Origin of the sequence: Micromonospora sp. URMC 103 (assembly GCF_051386435.1) — a bacterium.
GTDB lineage: Bacteria > Actinomycetota > Actinomycetes > Mycobacteriales > Micromonosporaceae > Micromonospora.
In genome coordinates this window covers 109,043-131,990 of sequence record NZ_JBPQTR010000003.1, presented here as the reverse complement: position 1 = coordinate 131,990, position 22,948 = coordinate 109,043, and the positions used below count along the sequence as shown (strand labels likewise).

22 protein-coding genes and 1 riboswitch are annotated in these 22,948 nt (G+C 73.3%); of the genes, 14 read left to right on the top strand and 8 right to left on the bottom strand.

What is annotated here, in order from left to right; translation table 11 throughout:
- Positions 1-36 precede the first annotated feature (36 nt).
- Both ACSNOA_RS00995 and ACSNOA_RS00990 read right to left on the bottom strand, forming a co-directional pair.
- Positions 37-231: a hypothetical protein gene (locus ACSNOA_RS00995; protein WP_436655244.1), complete on the bottom strand. Its 195-nt coding sequence runs from the start codon at positions 229-231 to the stop codon at positions 37-39.
- A 73-nt stretch (positions 232-304) separates the two neighbouring features.
- Positions 305-781, bottom strand: coding sequence for a MarR family winged helix-turn-helix transcriptional regulator (locus ACSNOA_RS00990; RefSeq protein ID WP_436655242.1), 477 nt, complete (start codon positions 779-781; stop codon positions 305-307).
- A 74-nt stretch (positions 782-855) separates the two neighbouring features.
- Here ACSNOA_RS00990 and ACSNOA_RS00985 point away from each other — a divergent pair, with 74 nt between their 5' ends.
- The 4 genes from ACSNOA_RS00985 (at position 856) to ACSNOA_RS00970 (ending at position 4,560) form a co-directional block, all read left to right on the top strand.
- On the top strand, positions 856-1,410 hold the full coding sequence (locus ACSNOA_RS00985) for a carboxymuconolactone decarboxylase family protein (protein WP_436655240.1): 555 nt from the start codon (positions 856-858) through the stop codon (positions 1,408-1,410).
- Positions 1,411-1,541: 131 nt separating this feature from the next.
- Positions 1,542-3,002: a menaquinone biosynthesis decarboxylase gene (locus tag ACSNOA_RS00980; RefSeq protein ID WP_436655238.1), complete on the top strand. Its 1,461-nt coding sequence runs from the start codon at positions 1,542-1,544 to the stop codon at positions 3,000-3,002.
- Positions 3,002-3,913, top strand: coding sequence for a menaquinone biosynthesis prenyltransferase MqnP (gene mqnP / locus ACSNOA_RS00975; RefSeq protein WP_436655236.1), 912 nt, complete (start codon positions 3,002-3,004; stop codon positions 3,911-3,913). The genes ACSNOA_RS00980 and mqnP overlap by 1 nt, the downstream gene beginning before the upstream one ends.
- A 17-nt stretch (positions 3,914-3,930) precedes the next feature.
- Positions 3,931-4,560, top strand: a complete 630-nt coding sequence (locus ACSNOA_RS00970) for a UbiX family flavin prenyltransferase (RefSeq protein ID WP_436655234.1) — start codon at positions 3,931-3,933, stop codon at positions 4,558-4,560.
- 171 nt (positions 4,561-4,731) lie between these two features.
- Here ACSNOA_RS00970 and ACSNOA_RS00965 read toward each other — a convergent pair whose 3' ends face one another.
- Positions 4,732-4,998 (bottom strand): BldC family transcriptional regulator, encoded by a 267-nt coding sequence (locus ACSNOA_RS00965; protein WP_436655232.1) that lies wholly within the window; start codon positions 4,996-4,998, stop codon positions 4,732-4,734.
- 268 nt (positions 4,999-5,266) lie between these two features.
- Between ACSNOA_RS00965 and ACSNOA_RS00960 the strand changes: the two genes are divergently transcribed.
- The 3 genes from ACSNOA_RS00960 to ACSNOA_RS00950 all read left to right on the top strand — a co-directional run bounded on the left by ACSNOA_RS00960 (position 5,267) and on the right by ACSNOA_RS00950 (position 7,816).
- Positions 5,267-5,725 (top strand): Lrp/AsnC family transcriptional regulator, encoded by a 459-nt coding sequence (locus tag ACSNOA_RS00960; protein WP_436655230.1) that lies wholly within the window; start codon positions 5,267-5,269, stop codon positions 5,723-5,725.
- A 146-nt stretch (positions 5,726-5,871) separates the two neighbouring features.
- On the top strand, positions 5,872-6,702 hold the full coding sequence (locus tag ACSNOA_RS00955) for an SDR family oxidoreductase (protein WP_436655228.1): 831 nt from the start codon (positions 5,872-5,874) through the stop codon (positions 6,700-6,702).
- A 22-nt stretch (positions 6,703-6,724) separates the two neighbouring features.
- Positions 6,725-7,816 carry a PLP-dependent cysteine synthase family protein gene (locus ACSNOA_RS00950; RefSeq protein ID WP_436655226.1) on the top strand — a complete coding sequence of 364 codons (1,092 nt, stop codon included), beginning with the start codon at positions 6,725-6,727 and terminating at the stop codon, positions 7,814-7,816.
- 30 nt (positions 7,817-7,846) lie between these two features.
- Here ACSNOA_RS00950 and ACSNOA_RS00945 read toward each other — a convergent pair whose 3' ends face one another.
- From ACSNOA_RS00945 to ACSNOA_RS00930, 4 genes are all read right to left on the bottom strand, one after another.
- Positions 7,847-8,467 (bottom strand): putative glycolipid-binding domain-containing protein, encoded by a 621-nt coding sequence (locus ACSNOA_RS00945; protein ID WP_436656168.1) that lies wholly within the window; start codon positions 8,465-8,467, stop codon positions 7,847-7,849.
- A 107-nt stretch (positions 8,468-8,574) separates the two neighbouring features.
- Complete coding sequence (locus ACSNOA_RS00940) at positions 8,575-10,344, bottom strand: DEAD/DEAH box helicase (RefSeq protein WP_436655224.1); 1,770 nt, start codon at positions 10,342-10,344, stop codon at positions 8,575-8,577.
- A gap of 361 nt (positions 10,345-10,705) precedes the next feature.
- A complete protein-coding gene (locus ACSNOA_RS00935) occupies positions 10,706-12,226 on the bottom strand; it encodes a hypothetical protein (RefSeq protein WP_436655222.1) in 1,521 nt (506 codons plus the stop codon).
- A 114-nt stretch (positions 12,227-12,340) separates the two neighbouring features.
- Positions 12,341-13,900 (bottom strand): NlpC/P60 family protein, encoded by a 1,560-nt coding sequence (locus tag ACSNOA_RS00930; protein ID WP_436655220.1) that lies wholly within the window; start codon positions 13,898-13,900, stop codon positions 12,341-12,343.
- 236 nt (positions 13,901-14,136) lie between these two features.
- Between ACSNOA_RS00930 and mqnE the strand changes: the two genes are divergently transcribed.
- From mqnE to ACSNOA_RS00915, 3 genes are all read left to right on the top strand, one after another.
- Positions 14,137-15,306 carry an aminofutalosine synthase MqnE gene (gene mqnE, locus ACSNOA_RS00925; RefSeq protein WP_436655218.1) on the top strand — a complete coding sequence of 390 codons (1,170 nt, stop codon included), beginning with the start codon at positions 14,137-14,139 and terminating at the stop codon, positions 15,304-15,306.
- A gap of 22 nt (positions 15,307-15,328) precedes the next feature.
- Positions 15,329-15,751, top strand: coding sequence for a hypothetical protein (locus tag ACSNOA_RS00920; protein ID WP_436655216.1), 423 nt, complete (start codon positions 15,329-15,331; stop codon positions 15,749-15,751).
- Positions 15,752-15,862: 111 nt separating this feature from the next.
- Complete coding sequence (locus ACSNOA_RS00915) at positions 15,863-16,213, top strand: DUF4229 domain-containing protein (RefSeq protein WP_436655214.1); 351 nt, start codon at positions 15,863-15,865, stop codon at positions 16,211-16,213.
- A 68-nt stretch (positions 16,214-16,281) separates the two neighbouring features.
- On the opposite strand, the gene ACSNOA_RS00910 is transcribed toward ACSNOA_RS00915, so the two are convergent.
- The gene (locus ACSNOA_RS00910; RefSeq protein ID WP_436655212.1) at positions 16,282-17,646 is read right to left on the bottom strand and encodes a C39 family peptidase; all 1,365 of its coding nucleotides are present in this window, start codon (positions 17,644-17,646) and stop codon (positions 16,282-16,284) included.
- Between the two features lie 211 nt (positions 17,647-17,857).
- On the opposite strand from ACSNOA_RS00910, the gene ACSNOA_RS00905 reads away from it, so the two are divergent.
- From ACSNOA_RS00905 to ACSNOA_RS00890, 4 genes are all read left to right on the top strand, one after another.
- Positions 17,858-19,735 (top strand): M14 family zinc carboxypeptidase, encoded by a 1,878-nt coding sequence (locus ACSNOA_RS00905; RefSeq protein WP_436655210.1) that lies wholly within the window; start codon positions 17,858-17,860, stop codon positions 19,733-19,735.
- 156 nt (positions 19,736-19,891) lie between these two features.
- Positions 19,892-20,018: riboswitch (cobalamin riboswitch) on the top strand.
- 81 nt (positions 20,019-20,099) lie between these two features.
- Positions 20,100-21,035: an ABC transporter substrate-binding protein gene (locus tag ACSNOA_RS00900; protein ID WP_436655208.1), complete on the top strand. Its 936-nt coding sequence runs from the start codon at positions 20,100-20,102 to the stop codon at positions 21,033-21,035.
- A gap of 28 nt (positions 21,036-21,063) precedes the next feature.
- A complete protein-coding gene (locus tag ACSNOA_RS00895) occupies positions 21,064-22,158 on the top strand; it encodes a FecCD family ABC transporter permease (RefSeq protein ID WP_436655206.1) in 1,095 nt (364 codons plus the stop codon).
- Positions 22,155-22,940 carry an ABC transporter ATP-binding protein gene (locus ACSNOA_RS00890; protein ID WP_436655204.1) on the top strand — a complete coding sequence of 262 codons (786 nt, stop codon included), beginning with the start codon at positions 22,155-22,157 and terminating at the stop codon, positions 22,938-22,940. Before ACSNOA_RS00895 ends, ACSNOA_RS00890 begins: the two co-directional genes overlap by 4 nt.
- The last annotated feature ends 8 nt before the right edge of the window (positions 22,941-22,948 follow it).

Genomic DNA, 22,948 nt, shown 5'->3' with positions numbered 1-22,948 from the left:
ACAATCTGTAGAACTACGGTTCTAAGAACTGTGGTTCTACACGCGGCGTTGGCTGAGCAGCTCGTCGATCCGCAGCGTGACCTGGTAGGCCGCCTCCGGCACGTCGGCCAGCTCGATGCGTTCCGCGCGCAGCGCGAGCTGGGCGTGCAGCTCCCGCGCGACCGCGTCGCGCAGTTCGGTGAGCAGCGGCGACAGCCCGTCCGGATCCCCAACGACGTACACGTCCGACATGCCTCTCAGGCTCCGCCCAGGGAACGTCGGACGCCAGGGCCGGTGACAATTGTCGCGCGCCGACCAACCGACGTCAGGCGCCGAAGAACCCGGGCACGTCGAGGCGGAACCAGTTCGCGGGCGTGACGGTGCGCAGGTCGTCCTCGATGGCGGCGACCCGTTCCGGCCCGAGCGTGGCCGTCCACCGCTGCCGGAGCTGGTCGAAGATGACGGCCGAGCGGCGCAGCCCGTCGTACCCGCGCTCGGTCATGCGGACCAGCTTGCGCCGGGCGTCACGCGGGTCGTCGGCGCGCTCCAGGTAGCCGAGGGCGACCAGCCGGTCCACCGTCTTGCCGGCGGCCTGCTTCGAGACGCCCAGGCGCTGGCCCAGCTCGCCGGCCGTGGTGCCGTCCGGGCCGACGGCCTGGAGCACGAAGCCGTGCAGCGGTCGCATCTCCGGGTGGCCCTGCCGGGCCAGCTCGGCGTGCAGGTCGTCGATGAGCGTACGGAAGCCCGCCAGCAACAGCAGGGGCAGCAGGAAGCCGGGTCGGTCGGGATCAGCCGTTGCCACGTTCGACAACCACATTTACTATTTCGTCAACCACGTTGACGATCCTACGTCACGGTCGGACGAAGGGGCTTGCCATGCCCGTGTTCACCCCGCACACCACCGACACCGCCCCCGCCGCCGCGCGACCCACGATGGAAGGGGTGCGCCGGAAGCTCGGCCAGCTACCCGCCGCCGTCGGCCTCCTGGCCGAGTCCCCGGAACTGCTCAAGGGGTTCCTCACCGTCAACGGCATCTTCGAGAGCTGCGCCCTCGACCCGGTCGAGCGGGAGGTCGTCGTGCTGACGGTGGCCACCCGCAACGAGTGCCACCTCTGCGTCGCCATGCACACCGCCACCCTGACCCGGCACGGCGCCGCACCCGAGCTGATCGCCGCGCTGCGCGCCGGCACGCCCCTGCCCGACGACCGGCTGGAGGCGCTGCGGCGCTTCACGCTCGCCGTGCTCGACGAGCGGGGCGCCGTGCCCGAGGAGGACCTGACCGCCTTCCTGGCCGCCGGCTACCTGCCCCGGCACGCCCTGGACGTGGTGCTCGGCGTCGGCACGTACACCATCTCCACCTTCGCCAACCGGCTCACCCGCGCCCCGCTCGACCCGCACCTGGCCCCGTACTCCTGGGAACCGGCCGCCTGACGACGCCGGCCCGGGGCGCTCGGCGCCCGGCCCGGGCCGATCAGGCGTGCTGTGGCGGAACGCACACGGGTCGACGACATCACCCCACCCGGCTGGGGTGCCCGGAGCGCCGGTGCGGGAGACTGGCGGACATGGCGGCTCACGGCTTCCCGTACACCGATCTCAAGGACTTCGTCGCGGCGCTCGAACGCGCGGGCGAACTGCGGCGGGTGACCGTCCCCGTGGACCCGACCCTGGAGATCAGCGAGGTCGTCACCCGGACGGTCCGCGCGGGCGGCCCGGCGCTGCTCTTCGAGCGGCCGACCCGTGGTGAGATGCCGGTCGCCATCAACCTGTTCGGCACCGAGAAGCGGATGGCCATGGCGCTCGGCGTCGAGTCGCTCGACGAGGTGGGCGCCCGGATCGGCGAGCTGATCAAGCCGGAGCTGCCGGTCGGCTGGTCGGGCATCCGCGAGGGGCTCGGCAAGGTCATGCAGCTCAAGTCGCTGCCGCCCCGCAAGGTCAAGACCGCGCCCTGCCAGCAGGTGGTCTACCGCGGCGACGACGTCGACCTGAACCGGCTGCCCGGCCTCCAGGTCTGGCCGGGCGACGGCGGGATCTTCCATAACTTCGGGCTCACCCACACGAAGCACCCGGAGACCGGCAAGCGCAACCTCGGCCTCTACCGCCTCCAGCAGCACACGCACAACACCCTCGGCATGCACTGGCAGATCCACAAGGACTCCACGGCCCACCACGCGGTGGCCGAACGGCTCGGCCAGCGGCTGCCCGTCGCCGTGGCGATCGGCTGCGACCCCGTGGTGTCGTACGCCGCCTCGGCGCCGCTGCCCAGCGACATCGACGAGTACCTGTTCGCGGGCTTCCTGCGCGGCGAGCGGGTCGAAATGGTGGACTGCCTCACCGTGCCGCTCCAGGTGCCGGCGCACGCCCAGGTGGTGCTCGAGGGCTACCTCGAGCCCGGCGAGCGGATGCCGGAGGGCCCGTTCGGCGACCACACCGGCTTCTACACGCCCGTCGAGCCGTTCCCGGTGCTGCACGTCGAGGCGATGACCATGCAGCGGAACCCGGTCTACCACTCGATCATCACGTCGAAGCCGCCGCAGGAGGACCACGGCCTCGGCAAGGCCACCGAGCGGATCTTCCAGCCGCTGCTCAAGATGCTGATCCCGGACATCGTCGACTACGACCTCCCGGCCGCCGGCGTCTTCCACAACTGCGCCATCGTGTCGATCCGCAAGCGCTACCCCAAGCACGCGCAGAAGGTGATGAACGCGATCTGGGGCGCGCACCTGATGTCGCTCACCAAGCTGATCGTGATCGTCGACGAGGACTGCGACGTGCACGACTACAACGAGGTCGCCTTCCGGGCCTTCGGCAACGTCGACTACGCCCGGGACCTGCTCCTCACCGAGGGGCCCGTCGACCACCTCGACCACTCGTCGTACCAGCAGTTTTGGGGCGGCAAGGCGGGCATCGACGCGACCCGCAAGCTGCCCGAGGAGGGCTACACCCGGGGCTGGCCGGAGGAGATGCGGATGGCGCCCGAGGTGGTCTCGCTGGTCGACAAGCGCTGGAAGGAGTACGGGATCTGATGGCGGTTCTCGACGCGCCGGCGGAACGGCCGGGCCGGGTGAAGTCCTTCCTCCGGCTGGTCACCATCGAGCACTCGGTCTTCGCGCTGCCCTTCGCGTACCTGTCCGCGCTCACCGCCATGCAGCTCAACGGCGGCCACGTGCGCTGGCTCGACCTGCTGCTCATCACCGTCGCCATGGTCGGCGCGCGGACGTTCGCGATGGCCGCGAACCGGATCCTCGACCGGCGGATCGACGCCCGGAACCCGCGTACCGCCGGGCGGGAGCTGGTCACCGGGGCGGTGAGCGTACGGACGGCGTGGACCGGTGCGCTCGTCGCGATCGTGGTCTTCCTGGCCGCCGCCGCGCTGCTCAACCCGCTCTGCCTGGCGCTCGCCCCGCTCGCCGTGGTGCCGCTGGTCGTCTACCCGTACGGCAAGCGGTTCACGAACTGGCCGCACGCGATCCTCGCGATCGCCCAGGCGGTCGGGCCGGTGGGCGCCTGGCTGGCGGTCACCGGCACGCTCGACGGCTCCGGGCCGGCCTGGCTGCTCGGCGCGGCCGTCGGCCTGTGGATCGGCGGCTTCGACCTCATCTACGCATGCCAGGACGTTGACGTCGACCGGCGGATCGGCGTGCACAGCGTCCCCGCCCGGTACGGCCCGCGCTTCGCGCTGCACGCCTCGACGGTCGCGCACGTGGTGACCTTCGGGCTCTTCGGGTGGTTCGGCGCGCTGGTCGGCTTCGGCTGGCTCTGGTGGATCGGGCTGGCGCTCACGGCGGTCGCCTTCGCGTACCAGCACCTCGTGGTCAGCCCCACCGACCTCAGCAAGGTCAACCGGGCGTTCTTCACGGCCAACGGCTTCGTGGGCATCGCCCTCTTCGCCTTCGCCCTGCTCGACCTGGTGATCCGGCTCGGCCTGCGGGCCTGACCGGGAGGCTGGACGCCATGCGCGAACCGTGGGTGGTCGGGGTCTCCGGCGCGTCCGGCACGCCGTACGCGGCGGCCGTCGTACGCGGGCTGCTCGACGCCGGGGAACCGGTGGACCTCGTGGTGTCCCGGGCCGCCCGGCTCACCCTGCTCGACGAGACCGGCCGCCCGTTCCGGGACGCGCACTGGATTGAGGACCTGGCCGCCTGGCTCGGCCGGGACGTGACCGGCGCCGACGTGCGGCACTGGCCGGCCGGTGACCTCGCGGCGGGGCCGAGCAGCGGCTCCTACCGGGCGCGCGGCATGGTGGTGGTGCCGGCGAGCACGGCGGCATGCGCCGGCATCGCCATCGGGCTCTCCAAGGACCTGCTGCAACGGGCCGCGGAGGTCAACCTGAAGGAACGGCGGCCGGTGGTGTTGGTGCCCCGGGAGACGCCGGTGACCCGCAGCCATCTCGAGCACCTGATCGCGTTGCACGACGCCGGCGCGGTCGTGCTGCCGGCGAGCCCGGGCTTCTACGGCGCCGGCGCGTCGGCGACGGCCCAGCAACTCGTCGACTTCGTCGCCGGCAAGGTGCTGGACGCTCTCGATGTGCCGCACACGCTGTTCCGGCGGTGGTCGGGCGCGCTCGGCACGGACCGAGCCTGAGGAAACCGGCCGCGCCGAGGAAACCGGCCGCGCTGAGGTAGCCGGCCGCGCCGAGGAAGCCGGCCGCGCTGAGGTAGCCGGCAGCGCCGAGGAAACCGGCCGCGCTGAGGAAACCGGCCGCATGCCGGCGGCCGGGACGCGGACCGGACGCTCCGGCCCGGTCCGTGGACCTCAGTACATGCCGGCGTTTGCCGGACCGGGGCCGGTCGAGGCCGCCGGGCCGGTGTTTCGTGGTCTTCCCATGTCGTCGGTCTCGTCCAGCATGCCCTCCCCCTCCAGCAGGGCCCGCACCTCGGATTCCCGAAACCGGCGATGCCCGCCTGGAGTCCGGATGCTGCCGATCCGACCCGCCGCCGCCCAACGCGTCACAGTCTTCGGGTCCACCCGAAACAGCGCGGCGACCTCACCCGGTGTCAGCAGGCGATCTCCAGTGTCCACAGCCCCCTCCTCGCGTCGACGAAGCCCCCGGCTGAACACACTGCCCCCGGCCGGTGCGAGCCCAGAGCCGTCATGAGGGACGTATGGCAATTACAGCACCAGCGACCTGGCCTGTCCGCCAAACGCGAAAAACGCACTGAGTGGGAAGTTAGTCAATGGTACCGGCGTCGCGCTCCCTTGACTCTGTGTACGCGAACTGTCACCTGCTGTCATGTGCAACGGATGCCGGAGTCCGGCCGTTACGGCCGAGGGGCTAGGGTCACAGTCCGTGGACGCCATCGACCTCAGCATCGTGGAGCTGCTGCGAAGCAACGCCCGCCTCTCGTACGCCGAACTGGCCCGCCAGGTCGGCCTCTCCGCGCCCGCCGTGCACGAGCGGGTCGGCAAGCTGGAGGCCGGCGGCGTCCTGCGGGGCTACCGGGCCGACGTCGCGCCGGAGGCGGTGGGGCTCGGTGTCACGGCGTTGATCGGCATCGTCGAGGACTCCGGCGCCGACACCGACGACGTCCTCGGGGCGTTCCGGGCCATGCCCGAGATCGAGTCCTGCTACTTCATGGCCGGGGTCGAGTCGTTCCTGCTCAAGGCCCGCGTCGGCACCATCGCCGAGCTGGAGCAGCTCATCGTACGGCTGAACCGGACCCCCGGGGTGGCCTCCACCCGCACCGGGATCGCGCTCTCCACGAAGTGGGAGAACCGGCCGCAACCGCTCCCCGCGCCGCAGGCCTGACCGCCGGCCGCCGGGTGGCCGGGGCTTGATCGACACCGGATCGCGACGTCGCGGCATCCGGCACCGCGCGACACCGCCGGATCGGCGGAACGGAGTGGATCGGTCGACCCTGGCGCCGTCCCCGCCGCCGGCGGTACGTTGCGCCGATGATCTCGCCAGCGCGCGGCGCGGCCGTCGTGACCGGCGCCGCGGGCGGCCTGGGCCGGGCCGTCGCCGCCGCACTGCACGCCGACGGCTGGCCGGTCCTGCTCACCGACCTGGACGCACGCGCCGTCGCCGCCGCGGCCGCCCCGCTGGGCGGCTGGTCCCGGCCGCTCGACGTACGCGACGAGACGGGCTGTGCCGAGGTGGCCGCCGCGGCGGCCGAGCGTGGCGGCGGCCTCGGCCTCTGGGTGAACAACGCCGGGATCCTCGTCACCGGCCCGGCCTGGAAGCAGGACGCGTCGACCCGGCGTCGGCTGATCGAGGTCAACGCGCTCGGCGCCATGAACGGCACCCTCGCCGCTCTGGCCCTCATGCGCGCCCGGGGCCGCGGGCACGTGCTCAACGTCGTCTCGCTGGCCGGGCTCGTGGCGGCGCCCGGCGAGACGGTCTACGCGGCCAGCAAGCACGCGCTGCTCGCGTTCAGCCTCGGCACGCTGGCCGACCTGCGGATGGCCGGCCACCGGGACGTACACGTGTCGTGCCTGTGCCCGGACGGGATCTGGACGCCGATGCTGCACGACCGGCTGGACGACCCCGGCGCGCTGGCCTCCTTCACGGGCTCGATGCTCAGCGCGGAGCGCGTCGCGGCGCGGGCGGCCCGGCTGGCCCGCCGGCCCCGCCCGGTGGTCACCATGCCGCGGTGGCGTGGTGCGCAGGTCCGGTTGCTGGACGCGGCGCCCCGGCTCGCGCTCGCGCTGACCCCGGTGGTGCGCGCCGTGGGGCGGGCCGGGCAGCGCCGGCAACGGCGTCGCGCGGAAGCCGACGGAACGTGACCCGGCCTGTTACGTTTCCGGCGTGACCCACCTGGACCGGTGCGACGAGGCCAGCCGTACGTGGGTGACCGACGCGATCGGGGCCGTGGAGGCGGACGCCAACCGCTCGGCCGACACCCACCTGCTGCCCTTCCCGCTGCCGGGAGAGTGGGGGATCGACCTCTACCTCAAGGACGAGTCGGTGCACCCCACCGGGTCGCTGAAGCATCGGCTCGCCCGCTCGCTCTTCCTCTACGGGCTCTGCAACGGCTGGATCGGGTCACGCACGACCATCGTCGAGGCGTCCTCCGGCTCGACGGCGGTCTCCGAGGCGTACTTCGCGCGGATGCTGGGGCTGCCGTTCATCGCCGTGATGCCCGCCTCCACCTCCGCCGAGAAGGTTGCCAAGATCGAGTTCCAGGACGGGCGCTGCCACCTCGTCGACGACCCCGCCCGGGTCGCCGTCGAGGCCCGGCGGCTCGCCGCCGACCTCGGTGGGCACTTCATGGACCAGTTCACCTACGCCGAGCGGGCCACCGACTGGCGGGGCAACAACAACATCGCCGAGTCGATCCACTCCCAGCTCGCCCGGGAGCGGCACCCCGTGCCCGCCTGGATCGTCGTGGGCGCCGGCACCGGCGGCACCGGCGCCACCATCGGCCGGTACGCCCGCTACCGCCGGCTACCCACGAAACTCTGCGTGGTCGACCCGGAGAACTCGGCGTTCTACCCCGCCTGGGTCGCCGCCGACTGGTCGTACCGCACCGGAAAGGGCTCCCGGATCGAGGGGATCGGCCGACCGGCCGTCGAGGCGTCCTTCCTGCCGTCCGTCGTGGACCGGATGGTGCAGGTGCCAGACGCCGCCTCGCTGGCCGCCATGCGGGCCGCGTCGACGCTGCTCGGGCGGCGGGTGGGCGGCTCGACCGGCACCAACCTGTGGGGCGCCTTCGGCCTGATCGCCGAGATGCTCGCCGAGGGCCGCACCGGCTCGGTGGTCACCCTCATCTGCGACGCGGGCGACCGCTACGCCGACACGTACTACGCCGACGACTGGGTGAGCGCGCAGGGCCTCGACCTCACCCCGCACCTGGCCAGCATCGACCGCTTCCTCAGCAGCGGCGCCTGGCCAGCCTGAGCGGCCGGGCTCAGCGGCCGTCGGCCGGGCTCAGCGGGACGCGGGCCGCTCGGCGAGCCCGGGATAGCGCACCACGTACCCCTCGGCGTCCAGGTCGATGTCGGCCGAGAAGGTGTCGGTGCTGAAGCGGACCCGGCCCGACCCCAACGACGTGTAGATCTGCTCCGCGGGCACGACCACGAGGCTCGGCACCAGCACCCAGGCCACCGTGATCCGGTACGCCGTGTCGGCCGGCCGAGCCGCGAGACCGAGCCGGTGCACCGGCAGCGCGTTGAACAACGGGGAGCCGCCGAGGTCGACGTCGAGCGCCTCGCCGAGCCGGTCCGGGTCGTCGGTGCCGGGCAGCCCCGCCGGTCGCTGCCCGGCCGCCGCGAGCGCCGCGTCCAGGTCGCCCTGCTCGGCGGTGGTCACCCGCCACCGGTCGGCGGCCCGTTCCAGCCGTACGCTGCGCAGCCAGCCGGACCCCTCCACCTCCACCTCGACGCGCGTGGTGGTCCAGTCCGGTGTGGTGGTGACCTGGTAGCGACCCGTCCACGGGATCGGGTCGACGGCGAGCAGGGTGCCCCGGGCCGCCAACCCCTGACTGTCGTCGAGGAGGGCGTGCTCGGCGCCGGCGGTGTCGGTCCTGGTCCAGAAGAGCGACTTCGGCATGCTCGGCATGAGCCGGACGTTACGCGACCGAACCGACAACGGCTGGAGATCTTGGTAGGAAACGGACCCCGGAAGGACCGGAACCTACCAAGATCTCTCGTCGTGCCTCAGCGGGTACGGGCCGGGGCACGGCCGAAACGCTCGTCGCGCGGCCGGTCGTCGCGACCGCGACCCTCCGTGCGGAAGCCCACCCGCCGGTCGCGCCCGTCAGCGCCGCGCCCGTCCCGGTCTGCGTACCGCCGCTCGCCGCTCGGGCGGTCACCGTGGCGGCGCTCGTCGTGCTGGCCGAAGCGCCGCTCGCCGTGCGGGCGGTCCGCCGGCCGGTACCCGGGACGGTCGTCCCGGCCGTCGACGCGCTCGCCGCGCGGGCGGTCGCCGTACCGCCGGTCGCCGGCCGGCCGGTCGCCGTACCGCCGGTCGTCCCGCTCGCCGAAACGCCGCTCGCCGTGGGCGCGGTCGCGGTCGCCGAAGCGGCGCTCGCCCGTGCCACGCTCGCCGGGGCCGCGGTCGCCGTAGCGGCGCTCGGCCCGGTCGCCGAAGCGGCGGGGGCCGCCGGCCCGGTCGCCGTGCCGGCGGGGCGCCTCCGGCTCGTCCCGCACCGGGACGCCGCTCGGCTCGCGGGCGCCGGTCAGCTCGGCGAGCGCCGGGTCACCGGCCCGCACACGGGTCTCCGCCGGCTCGACGCCCGCCTTCTCCAGCATGGCCAGCGTGGTCCGGCGCTGCTTCGGCAGCACCAGCGTGGCCACCGCGCCGGACTCACCGGCGCGTGCCGTACGCCCGGCGCGGTGCAGGTAGTCCTTCGGGTCCTTCGGCGGGTCGACGTGCAGCACCAGCGAGACACCGTCGACGTGGATGCCGCGGGCCGCCACGTCGGTGGCGACCAGCACGTTCGTCCGGCCCTCGCGGAACTCGGCGAGGGTGCGCGTACGCATCCGCTGCGTCTTGCCCCCGTGCAGCCCACCCGCCCGTACGCCCACCGCGGCGAGCTGGTTGACCAGCCGGTCCACGCCGAGCTGGGTGCGGGCGAAGACCATCGTCCGGCCGTCGCGGGCCGCGATCGACGCCACCACGGGGAACTTGTCCTGCGGCGGGATGAGCAGCATGTGGTGGTCCATGGTGGAGACCGCGGCGGTCGGCGGGGCGGTGGAGTGCGTGACCGGATCGGTCATGAAACGCTTCACGAGGGCGTCCACGTCACCGTCCAGAGTGGCCGAGAACAGCAGCCGCTGCCCGCCGGCCGGCGTCTTCGCGAGAAGCTCGGTGACCTCGGGCAGGAAGCCCATGTCGGCCATCTGGTCGGCCTCGTCGAGCACGGTCGTCTCGACGTCGTCGAGGTGGCACACGCCCCGCTCGATCAGGTCGGCGAGCCGGCCCGGCGTGGCCACCACGACCTCCACGCCGCGGCGCAGCGCGTCGATCTGCCGGTCGTACGGCACCCCGCCGACGGCGGTCTTGAGGAACACGCCCACCGCCTTGCCGAGCGGCAACAGGGCGTCGTTGACCTGCATGGCCAGCTCCCGGGTCGGGACCAGGACCAGCGCGCGCGGGCGCAGGGGGCGGGCCCGCTCGCCGGCCGCGACGCGGGCGAGCAGCGGCAGGCCGAACGCGAGGGTCTTGCCGGAGCCGGTCTGCCCCCGGCCGAGCACGTCCCGCCCGGCGAGCGCGTCCGGCACGGTGGCGCGCTGGATCTCGAACGGGCTGGTGATGCCCTGCCGGGCGAGGGCGCGGACCAGCGGCTGGGGCAGGCCGAGGTCGGCGAAGTCCCGCGTGTCGGCGGCCGGCGCGGCGTCGGGCTGCTGCTCCGGGGCCGGGGCGCCGTGCTCCGGGGCGGGGTCGAAGGCGGACGGAAACGTGCTGGGGTCAGCAGAGATGGTCAAGAAGTGCCTTTCAAGCGGGGCGCATCTTCGCGATGGCCCGCCGCGGCGCAACGCCGCGGGAATCGCCCGCAAGACCGCCCATGGGCGCGCGGGAGGCGCGCCAGGTCAATGATCGTTACCAGTGTACGGCGATTGCGGCGCGCCGCCATCCGGCCGCGCGCCGTAGTGTGCGGCCTCACCACCCGCCCCGGCCCGCCCCCGCCCGGCTCAGCCCGGTGATCAAGAGGTTTGCGTCGATCCGGCCCCGAATTCCGACGCAAATCTCTTGATCACCGAGGCGACCCCCGGCCGCGGCTGGGGCCGGGGGTCGGCGGGGTGGGCTGGGCGGGGTGGGCTGGGCGGGGTCGGCTGGGTGAGCGGGTCAGCTGTCGAGCACTTTGCCGACCAGGCCGCTCACGGCGTCGTCGGCGAGGAGGACGAGCAGCACGCTGATCACCACGAGCAGGCCGAGGGAGGCGGCCAACACGATCATCACGCGGGCCGTGCGGGACCGCTCGGCGGCGGGGGTCTCGGACCACCCTTGGGCGAGGATGTGCCCGGTCAGCGAGCCGGAGGTCTCCACCGGGTTCGGCAGGGCGACGGTCGCGAAGCCCGGGCCGTCCGGATTCGCGCCGTAGACCGTGCCGGCCGGCTCCGGGCTGCCGCCGTACCGGCCGGTCGTTGCCGGGGCGGGCGTTCCGCCGGTCGTCGGGGCAGCAGGTAAAGCGCTGGTGTGCGAGGCGCCCGCCCGGGTGCCGCCGACCGTGCCTCCACCCGGAGCGCCACCCGAGGCCGATTCGGGACGGGCCGCCTGCGCCCACCCCGGCAGCGTGGGCTCGGGCCGCGCCGACGCGTCGGCGGAGTCGCGTGCCGGCGGGCCGGAGACGGGTGCGGCCGTGCGGGCGGACGGCGGCCCGAACGACGTGGCGGCCGACGAGAACGGCGTCGCGGGGGGCGGGGGGAACGGCGGCGCCGGCATCGGGCCGGGAGGCGGCGGGGGCGGCGGTACCGGTGGACCCGGCGGCGGTGCCGGGGGGCCCGGTGGGGGCGGCACCGGGCCGGGAGGCGGCGTGGGGCGCGGCCCGGGACCCGGGGGCGGGGTGGGACGCGGGTACGGGCCGGGCGTCGGCGGAGTCGGCTCGGGCACCGGCGGCGCGGGTGACGGCGGGGTGGGCCCCGGCACGGGAGGCGTGGGCGCGGGGGCGGGCTCCGGTTCCGGTACGGGAGGCTTCGGCGGCTGCGCCGGCTCCGGGGGCTGTGCGGGCTCCGGCGGGTCGCGGTCCACCGGGCCGGACCGGTAGACGGCCGGCGCGCCGGACCGCGTCGCAGCGGCCTGCGCCTCGTCGGCGGTCGCCCGGCTCGTGCTCGACACGGCGACGCTGGCCCGGGCGGCCAGCTCGTCGGCGGTCGCCCGGCTGGGGCCGGGCACGGTGACGCTGGCCCGGGCGACGGGTGCGCTGGCGGCGCGGTGGGCGGTGGTGCTCGCGCGGGCGCCGGCGGCCGCCTCGTCGGCCGTGACGGGGGCCGCTCCGGGGACGGACGCGCTGGCCCGGGCCGGGGCGGCCGAGCCGTCCCGCTGGCTCGGCAGGCCGGACGCGCCACCGCCCGAACCCGCCGCCACGTCGGGACGGGGTCTGATGCCCGGTTCGTCGGCGTTTTCCGCCTCGGCGCCGGTCGCCTCGGCGTTCGTGGCCTGCCGGTCGGACGCCGCCTCACCGCCGGATCCGTCGGCGTCCACCGCTTCCGGGGGCGCTCCCTTCGCGGCGACGTCGGGCTCGGCGACATCCGTGGCGGGCGGCTCGCCCGTGGCTCCGGCGGTGTCCGTGGCCTGGGCGGTGTCCGGTCGGTCGACGGGCGTGCTGTCGGAGTCGACCGTCTCCGCCGGAACCTTCTGCTCGGCCATGTCCGCCCTCCGCACCACGCCGTCACACCCCTACCCGGCCGCGGGCCGGGCGTGCCTGGGTGTCACGGTGCCACATTCCGCCCCGGCGGCACAGCCGGAGTGCACGCTTGCGGCTCAGTTGCCGGCGCTCACGCTCGCCGAGCCGCTCGCCGACGGGGTCTTGGTCACCTCCGCACTGCTGGTGGCCGAGGGGGACGCCTTCGTCGGCGACGTGCTCGGGCTGCTGGGCGGCGGGTCGGACGGCGGTGCCGAGCTGCTCGGCGGCGGGTCCGTCGGCGTGGTCGGCGGAGGGTCCGTCGGCGTGGTCGGCGGAGGGTCCGTCGGCGTGGTGGGTGGGGTGGTCGGGGGCTTCGACGGCGGCTTCGTCGGGGGCTTCGTCGGGGGCTTCGTGCTCTGCGTCGGCTTCGGGGTCGGCGAGCCCGTGGGCTTCGGGGGAACGCTGGGGGTCGTCACGGGCCCCGGCACCGCCCCGACGACGCGGGTGGCGGCGTAAAGCCGGGACCAGGACACCGTAGAGATCTTGACGACGTCGCCCGTGGTCGGGGCGTGGACCATCTTGCCGTTGCCGATGTACATCCCGACGTGGTGGATCGACGTCCAGCTGCTGCCCGATGCGAAGAAGAGCAGGTCACCGGGGAGGAGCGCGCTGCGGTCCACGGTGCGGGAGCGGGTCGCGTAGTACTGGTCGCGGGAGACGCGCGGGAGATCGAAGTAGTCGGCGCCCTTGGACCGGTAGGCCGCCCACATGAGACCGGAGCAGTCGAACCGGTCGGGGCCCTCGGCCGCCCAGAGGTACGGGTCGCCGAGCTGGGCGAGGGCGTAGTTGACGGCGGCCATCGCCCGCGGGTGGGCGGCCAGACCGTTGGCGCTCTGCCCCTGCACGTAGCCGGCGCCGAGCCGCTGTTCGGCGGCCTCCTGCTGACGCTCGATCTCGACGAGCTGCGCCGCGTTGTTCCGGCGCAGCTCGAGAAGCTTCGCCTCCTCGGCGTGCAGCGCCTTCTCACCGGCGTCGAACTGCTCCCGCGCCGTGCGGAGCGCCGTCTCGGCCTCCGCGTACGCCTTGTAGGCGGCCTGCTCGGCGGTGCGGGCGCGGGACAGCTCACCGGCCGCGGCCGTGGTGAAGCCCTCGACCTTCTGGCCGCGCGTGATCCGCTGGAGCCGGCTCAGCCCCTGGATGTCGTCGGCCAGCTCGCCGGGCGGCAGCGCGGCGGCGGCCTTGATCTCGTCGGCGGCGGCCCGGTCGGCCTGCTCCTGCGCGCGGACCAGCGCGTCCTGGGCGACCTTGAGGCTCTGGTCGGCCTTTCCGAGCTGGGCTTCCGCCTCGGTGCGTTTCTGGCGTAGCTCGAGCAGCGTGTCGCCGAGCAGGCCGATCTGGGTCTCGGCCGCGTAGATCTGGCTGGCCAGCGGACCGTTGCCCAGGTTGCCGACCGGGACGCCCGGCGTCGGCGTGACGCCGGTGACGGGCACGCCCGGCAGCGTGAGCGTGCCGGTGACGGTGGGCCGGGCGCCGCTGTCCGGCACGGCGGCCGGCGGTGCGGGATCGGCGTACACCGGCGTGGCCATCACCGCGGCGGCGATGGCGCCGAGCAGAGCGGCCCAGAGCTTCGGACGCAGCACCGGGGAGATCACCGGACTCCGTCGTCGATGCCGTCGCCCGCGCCCGCTGTAGACCATTCCGCTCCCCGCCCTGGCCGTGCAGTCGCCGCGCCCGGTGGACGCGGCCCGGGGGACGCTACCAGTGTGTCGTCCCCCACCCTGTCTTACCTCAGCCGGGGCAACGTTGTCGATGCGTGGCCGGGTAACGGCTGGCTGAGAATGTGGTGAACCGGGTCGCGGCCGTGGACGTGCCGGCGGCGGCGTCGGCCGTCCGACGTACGCTCGACCGGGACCGCAGGTGGAAGGGACGTGCCATGGACGCCGGACTCAAACGCGAGCTCGAAGCGAAGGTGTACGCCGGTGAACGGCTGAGCCGGGAGGACGGGATCGCGCTGTACGAGAGCGACGACCTGGCCTGGCTGGGCCGCCTGGCACACCACCGCCGCACGGAGCTCAACGGCGACCGGGTGATGTTCAACGTCAACCGGCACCTCAACCTGACCAACGTGTGCTCCGCGTCGTGCGCGTACTGCTCGTTCCAGCGCAAGCCGGGCGAGAAGGACGCCTACACGATGCGGATCGACGAGGCGGTGCGCAAGGCGAAGGAGATGGAGGACGAGCAGCTCACCGAGCTGCACATCGTCAACGGCCTGCACCCCACGCTGCCCTGGCGCTACTACCCGAAGGTGCTGCGCGAGCTGAAGGCGGCGCTGCCGAACGTCAAGCTCAAGTGCTTCACGGCGACCGAGGTGCAGTGGTTCGAGAAGATCAGTGGGCTGAGCGCCGACGAGATCCTCGACGAGCTGATGGACGCCGGCCTGGAGTCGCTGACCGGCGGCGGCGCGGAGATCTTCGACTGGGAGGTCCGCCAGCACATCGTCGACCACGAGTGCCACTGGGAGGACTGGTCGCGCATCCACGCGCTGGCTCACCGCAAGGGCATGAAGACCCCGGCGACCATGCTGTACGGCCACATCGAGGAGCCGCGGCACCGGGTCGACCATGTGCTGCGCCTGCGCGAGCTGCAGGACGAGACGGGTGGCTTCGCGGTGTTCATCCCGCTGCGCTACCAGCACGACTTCGTCGACTCGGCGGACGGCAAGATCCGTAACCGCATCCAGGCGCGCACCACGATGGCCTCGCCGGCCGAGTCGCTGAAGACCTTCGCGGTGTCCCGGCTGCTCTTCGACAACGTGCCGCACGTCAAGTGCTTCTGGGTGATGCACGGCCTCTCGGTAGCCCAGCTCTCGCTGAACTTCGGCGCGGACGACCTGGACGGCTCGGTCGTCGAATACAAGATCACGCACGACGCCGACTCGTACGGCACGCCCAGCACCATGCACCGCGAGGACCTGCTGCACCTGATCTGGGACGCCGGCTTCCGCCCCGTCGAGCGGGACACGCGCTACACCGTCGTCCGCGAGTACGACCCGGCGCCGTCCCTGGCGGAGCGGCGCGCCGAGCCGCAGCAGGTGTGGGCCTGACGGCCACGTACCCTTTCAGGCGATGACGGAGCAGCAGAGCGGCTTTCCCCGGCGCGACGCCGACGGGCGGGTGCGTTTCCTGGGCGACCTGCTCGGGGTGAGCCTCGCCGGCTGGGTGATCGGCGTCCTCGCCGTGGTGCTGTTCGACTGGGCGTTCGCCTCGTTCGGGGCGGGCGACTTCGGGCGGTCGAACGGCTGGCTCGCGGTGATCCTTCCGGCGTGGCTCTTCTGGGAGGATTTCCGGGCCTGGGAGTTCGGCGCGGCCCGGGTGGTGGCGGCGCTGTTCGCCGCCGCGGTCGCCGTGGTCACCGGGCTGCTGGTGGCCGGCCTGGCCGCGGGCCTACCGTCGCTGTTGACGGGAGCGTTGGCGGCGGCCGCCCTCACGGTGGTGTACGCAATGGTGTGGTTTCCCGGCGTCCGCTGGCTGGCCCGGCGGACGGGCTGAGATGTCCCGCCGAACGGGCTGGAACGTCCTGCCCGGCGGCTGCAAGGCCCGCCGGGCAGGTGGTGAGGGGCGCGCCGGACCGACCGGTGGTCCGAGAACGGAGTGGTGCAGGTGAGCGCGGCGGTCAAGTACACGCTGGGGCGGCTCGGGCTGTTCGTCCTCGTGCTGGCGGCCCTCTGGCTGATCGACATGAACGTGTTCCTGAAGCTGATGCTGGCGCTGGTGTTCTCCGCGGCGCTCTCCTTCTTCCTGCTCAAGGGCTGGCGGGACGAGATGGCCGAGGAGATGGCCGGTGCCGCGCAGCGGCGTCGCGCCGAGAAGGAGCGCCTGCGCTCGGCGCTGGCCGGCGAGGACCAGGCCGCCGAGGACCGGGCCGGCGAGGACCGGGCCGGCGGCGACCGGGCCGGCGGCGACCGGGCCGGCGGGGGCGAGGCCCCGCGCGATTCCGACGCCCCGCGCTGACGCTCTGCCCCCACGCACGACGACGCCCCGGCCGTCTTCCCGACGGCCGGGGCGTCGTGTCGTTCAGCTCACCAGTTGGTCGAGCCGGGCACGTGCGGCCACGGCTTGTTGACCGGCTTGATGAGGTACGCGACACCGCCGGAGCCGCCCGAGACCCCGCCGCTCGCGTTGATGCGCTTGGTGCGCAGCCAGATCTGCTCGAACTGCTCGCGCTGGTAGACGTTGCGCACGACGTCGTTGCTCGACGAGGCGGGGTCGTTGACGATGACGTCCCCCTCGGCGGTGAAGCCGACGATCACGAACAGGTGCCCGGAGGTGCCGTAGTTCGCGCCGTCCAGCTCGCTGGCGAGGAAGGACTGGCTGGTCACCACCGGGATGCCGGCGGCGATGAAGCGTTCCACCTCGTCGAGGGAGTGCAGCCGGGTGACCCGCCCCTCGAGCCCGGGGAAGCTGGCCGCGTACGCGGTGTTGAACGGCCAGTTGCCCGCGCCGTCGTAGGCGTAGTCGTACGTCATCCGCGCCGCGTGGTTGACCGTCGGGTCCGGGTAGGTCGGGTCCACCCAGGCGGTGTCCGCGGCCGAGGGCTGCCGTCCCCAGTACTCGACGACCATCTCGGTGGACGTCGGCGAGCACCAGGCCTCGCCGCCGCCGTCGTACTCCGGGTAGTGCCCGGCGTGGACGTTCTGCGAGTAGCGCGGCACCGGCAGCTCGACGCCCCACGCGATGTGCCCGGCGCTCGGCGTGACGGTGAACCGGTCCGGCACGTTCGAACTCATGGCGCCGACCATGTGCACCACGGGCGCGGCGGCCTGCCCGGGCGCGCGGTAGAGGGTCACCCGCAGCTGGTACGACCGCAGCAGCACCCCGACGCTCGCGTCGTCGATGCTGAAGGTGTCGGTCAGGATCGTCGACCACGGGTCGCCCTGCCGGTTGACGCTGGTGCGCTTGATGTCGGCGTCACCGGACGCCCAGCGGCCCATCACGTACCACTTGGTCATGGTGCCGTTGTTGTAGGTGCCCTGGAGTTCGACCTGGATCCAGGTGCCCGCGGGGGTCTCGGCGTTCCACGACGCGACCAGCTCCGTCGCGTCGAAGCCGACCGCGGTGACCGGCGAGGTCCATCTGGCGTACTCCCAGGTGCGGGTGACCCCGGTGTGCGGGTCGGTGTAGTCGGTGGTGCCGATGGGCCGGGCCAGCGTGAGGCCGGGTCGGGCGCCGGGGAGCGCGCGGGTGCCGTCGTGGCTGCCCCGGCGCCAGTCCGGGTACCGCGACCACTCCTGGAAGGTGATCTGCTCGTCGTGCTGGACGGACCGGGCGGTGGCGGCCCGGTCGGCCGCGACCGGCGCGGCCGCGTTCGCGGGTAGCGCGGTGGTGAGGAGGGTGAGCGCGGTGACGCCGGCGAGGGCGGCCACGCTCAGGCGTGATCTGGCCATGGATGCTCCGCAGGTCTGGAGGTGGGGCGTTTGCCGGTCAGTCTCTCGCTCGGAGAGAAGTTTCGCCATATCTACATGGATGGAAAATCCTTGCCGGCATGATGATCCGCCTGGCATGGAGAAGACAGCGATCCATATTGATATGACCATGTGACGGGTGGTGGAGTGTCCTCCACCGAGCGGGATCTCCCGCCCCCCGAGGAGGTTGTCCATGGCCCTCCGCACACCCGTCCGTCTCCGTCGCACCCTCGCCCTGGCCCTCGCGGCCGGGCTGGGGCTCGTCACCGTCGCCACCGGGCCGGTCTCCGCACGGCCGGCCCCGGAACCCGGCGCGTCGGCCGCCGCCGAGTACCGCGTCCTGAGTCCCCGTACGCTCGCCGACCGCAACGCGGTGGCCCGCACCGGCGCCGCCATCGATTACGCCGAGCACGGCGTGCTGCACGTCTCGGCCACCCCGGTCGAGGCCGCGGCCATCGCCCGGCTCGGATACCGGCTGGAGCGGGTCGCCGCGCCGCCGTCCAGCCCGGACGCCGCGGGCGACGTGGGCACCTACGCGTTCCCGCCCGCCGACTCGAACTACCACGGCTACGCCGAGCTGACCGCCGTGGTCAACCAGGTCGTCTCGGACCACCCGAGCATCGCCCGCAAGCTCAGCATCGGCAGCTCGTACGAGGGCCGCGACCTCATGGCCGTGAAGATCTCCGACAACGTGGGCACCGACGAGAACGAGCCGGAGATCCTCATCAACGCCCAGCAGCACGCCCGCGAGCACCTCACCGTGGAGATGGCGATCTACCTGCTGAACCTCTTCACGGACGGCTACGGCAGCGACTCCCGGATCACCAACATCGTCAACGGCCGGGAGATCTGGATCGTGCCGACGGTGAACCCCGACGGCAGCGAGTACGACATCGCCACCGGGTCGTACCGGTCCTGGCGGAAGAACCGGCAGCCGAACAGCGGCTCGTCGAACGTCGGCACCGACCTCAACCGGAACTGGGGCTACCAGTGGGGCTGCTGCGGCGGCTCGTCCGGCTCCACCTCGTCGGAGACCTACCGCGGCCCGTCGGCCTTCTCGGCGACGGAGACGCAGGCGCTGCGCAACTTCGTGAACAGCCGGGTGGTCGGTGGCGTCCAGCAGATCAAGGCCAACATCGACTTCCACACGTACTCGCAGCTCGTGCTCTGGCCCTTCGGCTACACGACCGCCAACACGCCGACCGGGATGAGCGCCGACCAGTACAACACCTTCGCCACCATCGGCCAGCAGATGGCGGCCACCAACGGCTACACCCCGGAACAGTCCAGCGACCTCTACATCGCCGACGGGACCAGCATCGACTGGATGTGGGCGGCGCACGGCATCTGGGCGTACACCTTCGAGATGTACCCGGGCTCGGCCAGCGGCGGCGGCTTCTACCCGCCCGACGAGGTGATCCCCGCGCAGACCTCCCGCAACCGGGAGGCGGTGCTCATGCTCAGCGAGTACGCCGACTGCCCGTACCGGGCGATCGGCAAGCAGGCGCAGTACTGCGGCGGTGGTGGCGGCGGCGCCACGGTCTGGTCGGACACCTTCGAGACGGCGACCGGGTGGACCGTCAACCCGTCCGGCACCGACACGGCCACCCTCGGGGCGTTCGAGCGGGGTGCGGCCCAGGCGACCACGTCCAGCGGGGCGAAGCAGCTCACCCCGTACGGCGGCAGCAACGACCTCGTGACCGGCCGGCTGGCCGGCGCCGCGGCGGGCGACTACGACCTCGACGGCGGCGTGACGACGGCACAGTCGCCGGCGGTGACGCTGCCGGCGAGCGGCACGCTCACGCTCTCGCTGGCCTGGTACCTGGCGCACGGCTCGAACGCGTCCTCGGCCGACTACTTCCGGGTCAGCGTCGTGCACGGCGGGGGCACCACCACGCTGCTCAACCAGGCCGGCGCGGCCACCAACCGCAACGGCGCCTGGACGGTGTCGAACCTCAACCTCACCCCGTACGCCGGGCAGTCGGTCCGGATCCTCGTGCAGGCGGCGGACGCCTCCGGCGCCAGCCTCGTCGAGGCGGCTGTGGACAACGTCACCATCACCTCCTCCTGAGCGGGTGGGGCCCCGTCCCGCCCCCCAGCGGGGCCCCGCCACCCGCCTGGACCGGACATACCGGCAGCAACGAGTGATCCGGCCCGCGCCGCCGCGGGCCGGATCATCGTCGGCGCTCGATGGGCTCTTTCGTCGCTCGGTCCCGGCCAGGTGGTGCGCTACCGTCTTACCGATCGTTCCGCAGCGAAGCCGGTGTGATCCCGGCGCTGTCCCGCAACTGTGATGCCCCACCGCCTCGTCGGCGGGGACGAGCCAGGTCGCCTGCGGTCGGTCGCGACCCGCGCTCTCGAGGAAGGGCGCCTCGCGGACGGGCGCAGTGTTCCTGTCGGCGAAGCACCACGCTCCTCGACCGACAGGAGGACCGATGTCCAGACGCACCCCCCGGCTGTTCGCCGCGACCCTCGCGGTCGCCGCGCTCGCCCTCGGCGCCTGCGCCGACAAGGCCGGCGACACACCCTCGGCCGGCAGCGGCTCCTCGGCGGCGGCCTTCCCGGCCACCGTCGGCGCCGTCACCCTCGACAAGCGCCCCGAGAAGATCGTCGCGCTGTCGCCGAGCGCGACGGAGATGCTCTTCGCGATCGGCGCCGGTCCGCAGGTCGTGGCGGTCGACGACAACTCGAACTACCCGGCCGAGGCGCCGAAGAGCGACCTCTCCGGCTTCCAGCCGAACGCCGAGGCGATCGCCGCCAAGAACCCCGACCTCGTGGTGATCTCCGACGACCGCAACAAGATCGTGGACCAGCTCGGCAAGCTGAAGATCCCCGTGTACCTCACGCCCGCGGCGAAGACGTTGGACGACTCGTACCAGCAGATCACCGACCTGGGCACGCTCACCGGCCACCCCACTGAGGCGGCCGACGTGACCCGGCGGATGCGCGACGACATCGCCAAGCTCGTGAAGGACCTGCCGCAGCGGCCCGAGAAGCTCACCTACTACCACGAGCTGGGCCCCGAGCTGTACAGCGCGACCAGCAAGACCTTCATCGGCTCGCTCTACGCGCTGGCCGGTTTGGAGAACATCGCCGACGCGGCGGACACCGAGGGGAAGAACGGCGGCTACCCGCAGCTCTCGCAGGAGGTCATCGTCAAGGCCGACCCGGACTTCGTCTTCCTGGCCGACACGAAGTGCTGCCAGCAGAGCGCCGAAACGGTCAAGGCCCGCAGCGGCTGGTCCGGGATCAGCGCCGTGAAGAACAACCAGGTCGTGGCGCTGGACGACGACATCGCCTCCCGCTGGGGGCCGCGCGTGGTCGACCTGCTGCGGGCCATCGTGGACGCGGTCGCGAAGGTGCCCGCGTGACGGACCGTCGGTGACCAGGCTCCTTCCCGTGCGACCGCCGGCGCAGGCCCGGCCGGCCGGGACGCTCCCCGCGTCCCGCCCGGCCGGCCTGCGCCCGCTCTGGCTGGTCGGCGGCGTGGCCGCCGTGCTCGTCGCGCTCGTGGTCGGGGTGTCGCTCGGCCCGGTCACCCTTCCACCCGGCAGTGTGGCCGCCGAGCTGCTCAACCTGCTGCCCGGCGTCCACCTGGACAGCGGGCTCAGCGAGCGGGAGGTCGCCATCGTGGTCGAGCTGCGACTCCCGCGCGTGGTGCTCGGCCTGCTGGTCGGTGGCCTGCTGGCGCTGGCCGGTGGCTGTTACCAGGGCGTCTTCCGCAACCCGCTCGCCGACCCGTACCTGCTGGGCGTCGCCGCCGGCGCGGGCCTGGCCGTGACCGCCGTGATCGCCCTCGGCGGCGCCGGCACCGAAGGCGCCCTCACCGGGCTGCCGGTGACCATCCCGCTCGCCGCGTTCGTCGGCTCGCTCGGCGCGGTCGCCATGACCTACGCGCTGGGCGCGGCGGGCGGCCGAGGACGCTCACCGGCGATGCTCATCCTCGCCGGGGTCGCGGTCTCCGCGTTCCTCTCCGCCGGGCAGACCTACCTGCTGCAACGCCACTCCGACAGCATCCAGGCGGTGTACTCCTGGCTGCTCGGTCGGCTGGCCACGGCCGGCTGGCACGACGTGCTGCTGGTCCTGCCGTACGCCGTCCTCACCGCCGTCGTCGTACTGCTGCACGGCCGGGAACTGGACGTGCTGTCCGTCGGCGACGACGAGGCGGCCAGCCTCGGCCTGCACCCGCAGCGCTCCCGCTACCTGCTGATCGCCGCCGCCTCGCTGGGCACGGCCGCCGCGGTCTCCGCTACCGGGCTCATCGGTTTCGTGGGCATCATCGTGCCGCACACCGTACGGCTGCTCGCCGGCGGCAGCTACCGGGTGATCCTGCCGCTGTCCCTGCTCTTCGGCGCCGCGTTCCTGGCGCTCACCGATGTCGTGGCGCGCACCGCCGCCGCCCCCGCGGAGATCCCCATCGGCGTGGTGACGGCGCTGCTCGGCGGCCCGTTCTTCATCCTCGTCCTGCGCACCGCGCGGCGGGTGCTCACGTGAGCGCCGCGCCCGCCGTCGAGGTGCGCGACCTGCGCGTCGCGCTCGGCGGTACGCCGATCCTGGCCGGTGTCGACCTCACCGTGACGGCCGGCGAGTGGGTCACCGTGATCGGCCCGAACGGCGCCGGCAAGTCGACGCTGCTGCGCGCCGTCGGCGGCCTGCTGCCCGCGCCGGGCGCCGTCACCCTCTTCGGTACGCCGATCGGCTCGCTGCCCCGCCGGGAGCGGGCGCGGGTGGTGGCCACGGTCGCGCAGTCCCCGGTGGTGCCGGCCGGCATGTCCGTGCTGGACTACGTGCTGCTCGGGCGGACCCCGTACATTCCGCCACTGGGCCGGGAGTCGGCCGCCGACCTGGCGGTCGTGCACGAGGTGCTGGACCGGCTCGACCTTGCCGGCTTCTCCCGGCGGGAGCTGGCCACCCTCTCCGGTGGCGAGCGGCAGCGGGTGTTCCTCGCGCGGGCGCTCGCCCAGGGCGCCACGCTGCTGCTGCTCGACGAGCCGACCAGCGCGCTCGACATCGGCCATCAGCAGGAGGTGCTGGACCTCGTCGACCAGCTGCGCCGCGAGCACGGGCTGACCGTGCTCGCCACCATGCACGACCTCTCCATCGCGGGCGAGTACGCCGACCGCATGGTGCTGCTGGCCGCCGGCCGGGTGGCCGCCGCCGGGACGCCCCGGGAGGTGCTCACCGAGGGGCTGCTCGCCGAGCACTACCGGGCCAGCGTCCGGGTCGTCGACGGCGAGCACGGTCCGCTGGTAGTCCCGGTCCGCCGCACCCGCTGACCCCGCGC

Coding starts and splice junctions, on each gene's coding strand:
- ACSNOA_RS00910 (WP_436655212.1), bottom strand. CDS start 17,646: ATGGCCAGATCACGCCTGAGCGTGGCCGCCCTCGCCGGCGTCACCGCG.
- ACSNOA_RS00935 (WP_436655222.1), bottom strand. CDS start 12,226: ATGGCCGAGCAGAAGGTTCCGGCGGAGACGGTCGACTCCGACAGCACG.
- ACSNOA_RS00905 (WP_436655210.1), top strand. CDS start 17,858: ATGGCCCTCCGCACACCCGTCCGTCTCCGTCGCACCCTCGCCCTGGCC.
- ACSNOA_RS00980 (WP_436655238.1), top strand. CDS start 1,542: ATGGCGGCTCACGGCTTCCCGTACACCGATCTCAAGGACTTCGTCGCG.
- ACSNOA_RS00995 (WP_436655244.1), bottom strand. CDS start 231: ATGTCGGACGTGTACGTCGTTGGGGATCCGGACGGGCTGTCGCCGCTG.
- ACSNOA_RS00955 (WP_436655228.1), top strand. CDS start 5,872: ATGATCTCGCCAGCGCGCGGCGCGGCCGTCGTGACCGGCGCCGCGGGC.
- ACSNOA_RS00900 (WP_436655208.1), top strand. CDS start 20,100: ATGTCCAGACGCACCCCCCGGCTGTTCGCCGCGACCCTCGCGGTCGCC.
- ACSNOA_RS00985 (WP_436655240.1), top strand. CDS start 856: ATGCCCGTGTTCACCCCGCACACCACCGACACCGCCCCCGCCGCCGCG.
- ACSNOA_RS00920 (WP_436655216.1), top strand. CDS start 15,329: ATGACGGAGCAGCAGAGCGGCTTTCCCCGGCGCGACGCCGACGGGCGG.
- mqnE (WP_436655218.1), top strand. CDS start 14,137: ATGGACGCCGGACTCAAACGCGAGCTCGAAGCGAAGGTGTACGCCGGT.
- ACSNOA_RS00945 (WP_436656168.1), bottom strand. CDS start 8,467: ATGCCGAAGTCGCTCTTCTGGACCAGGACCGACACCGCCGGCGCCGAG.
- ACSNOA_RS00930 (WP_436655220.1), bottom strand. CDS start 13,900: ATGGTCTACAGCGGGCGCGGGCGACGGCATCGACGACGGAGTCCGGTG.
- ACSNOA_RS00970 (WP_436655234.1), top strand. CDS start 3,931: ATGCGCGAACCGTGGGTGGTCGGGGTCTCCGGCGCGTCCGGCACGCCG.
- mqnP (WP_436655236.1), top strand. CDS start 3,002: ATGGCGGTTCTCGACGCGCCGGCGGAACGGCCGGGCCGGGTGAAGTCC.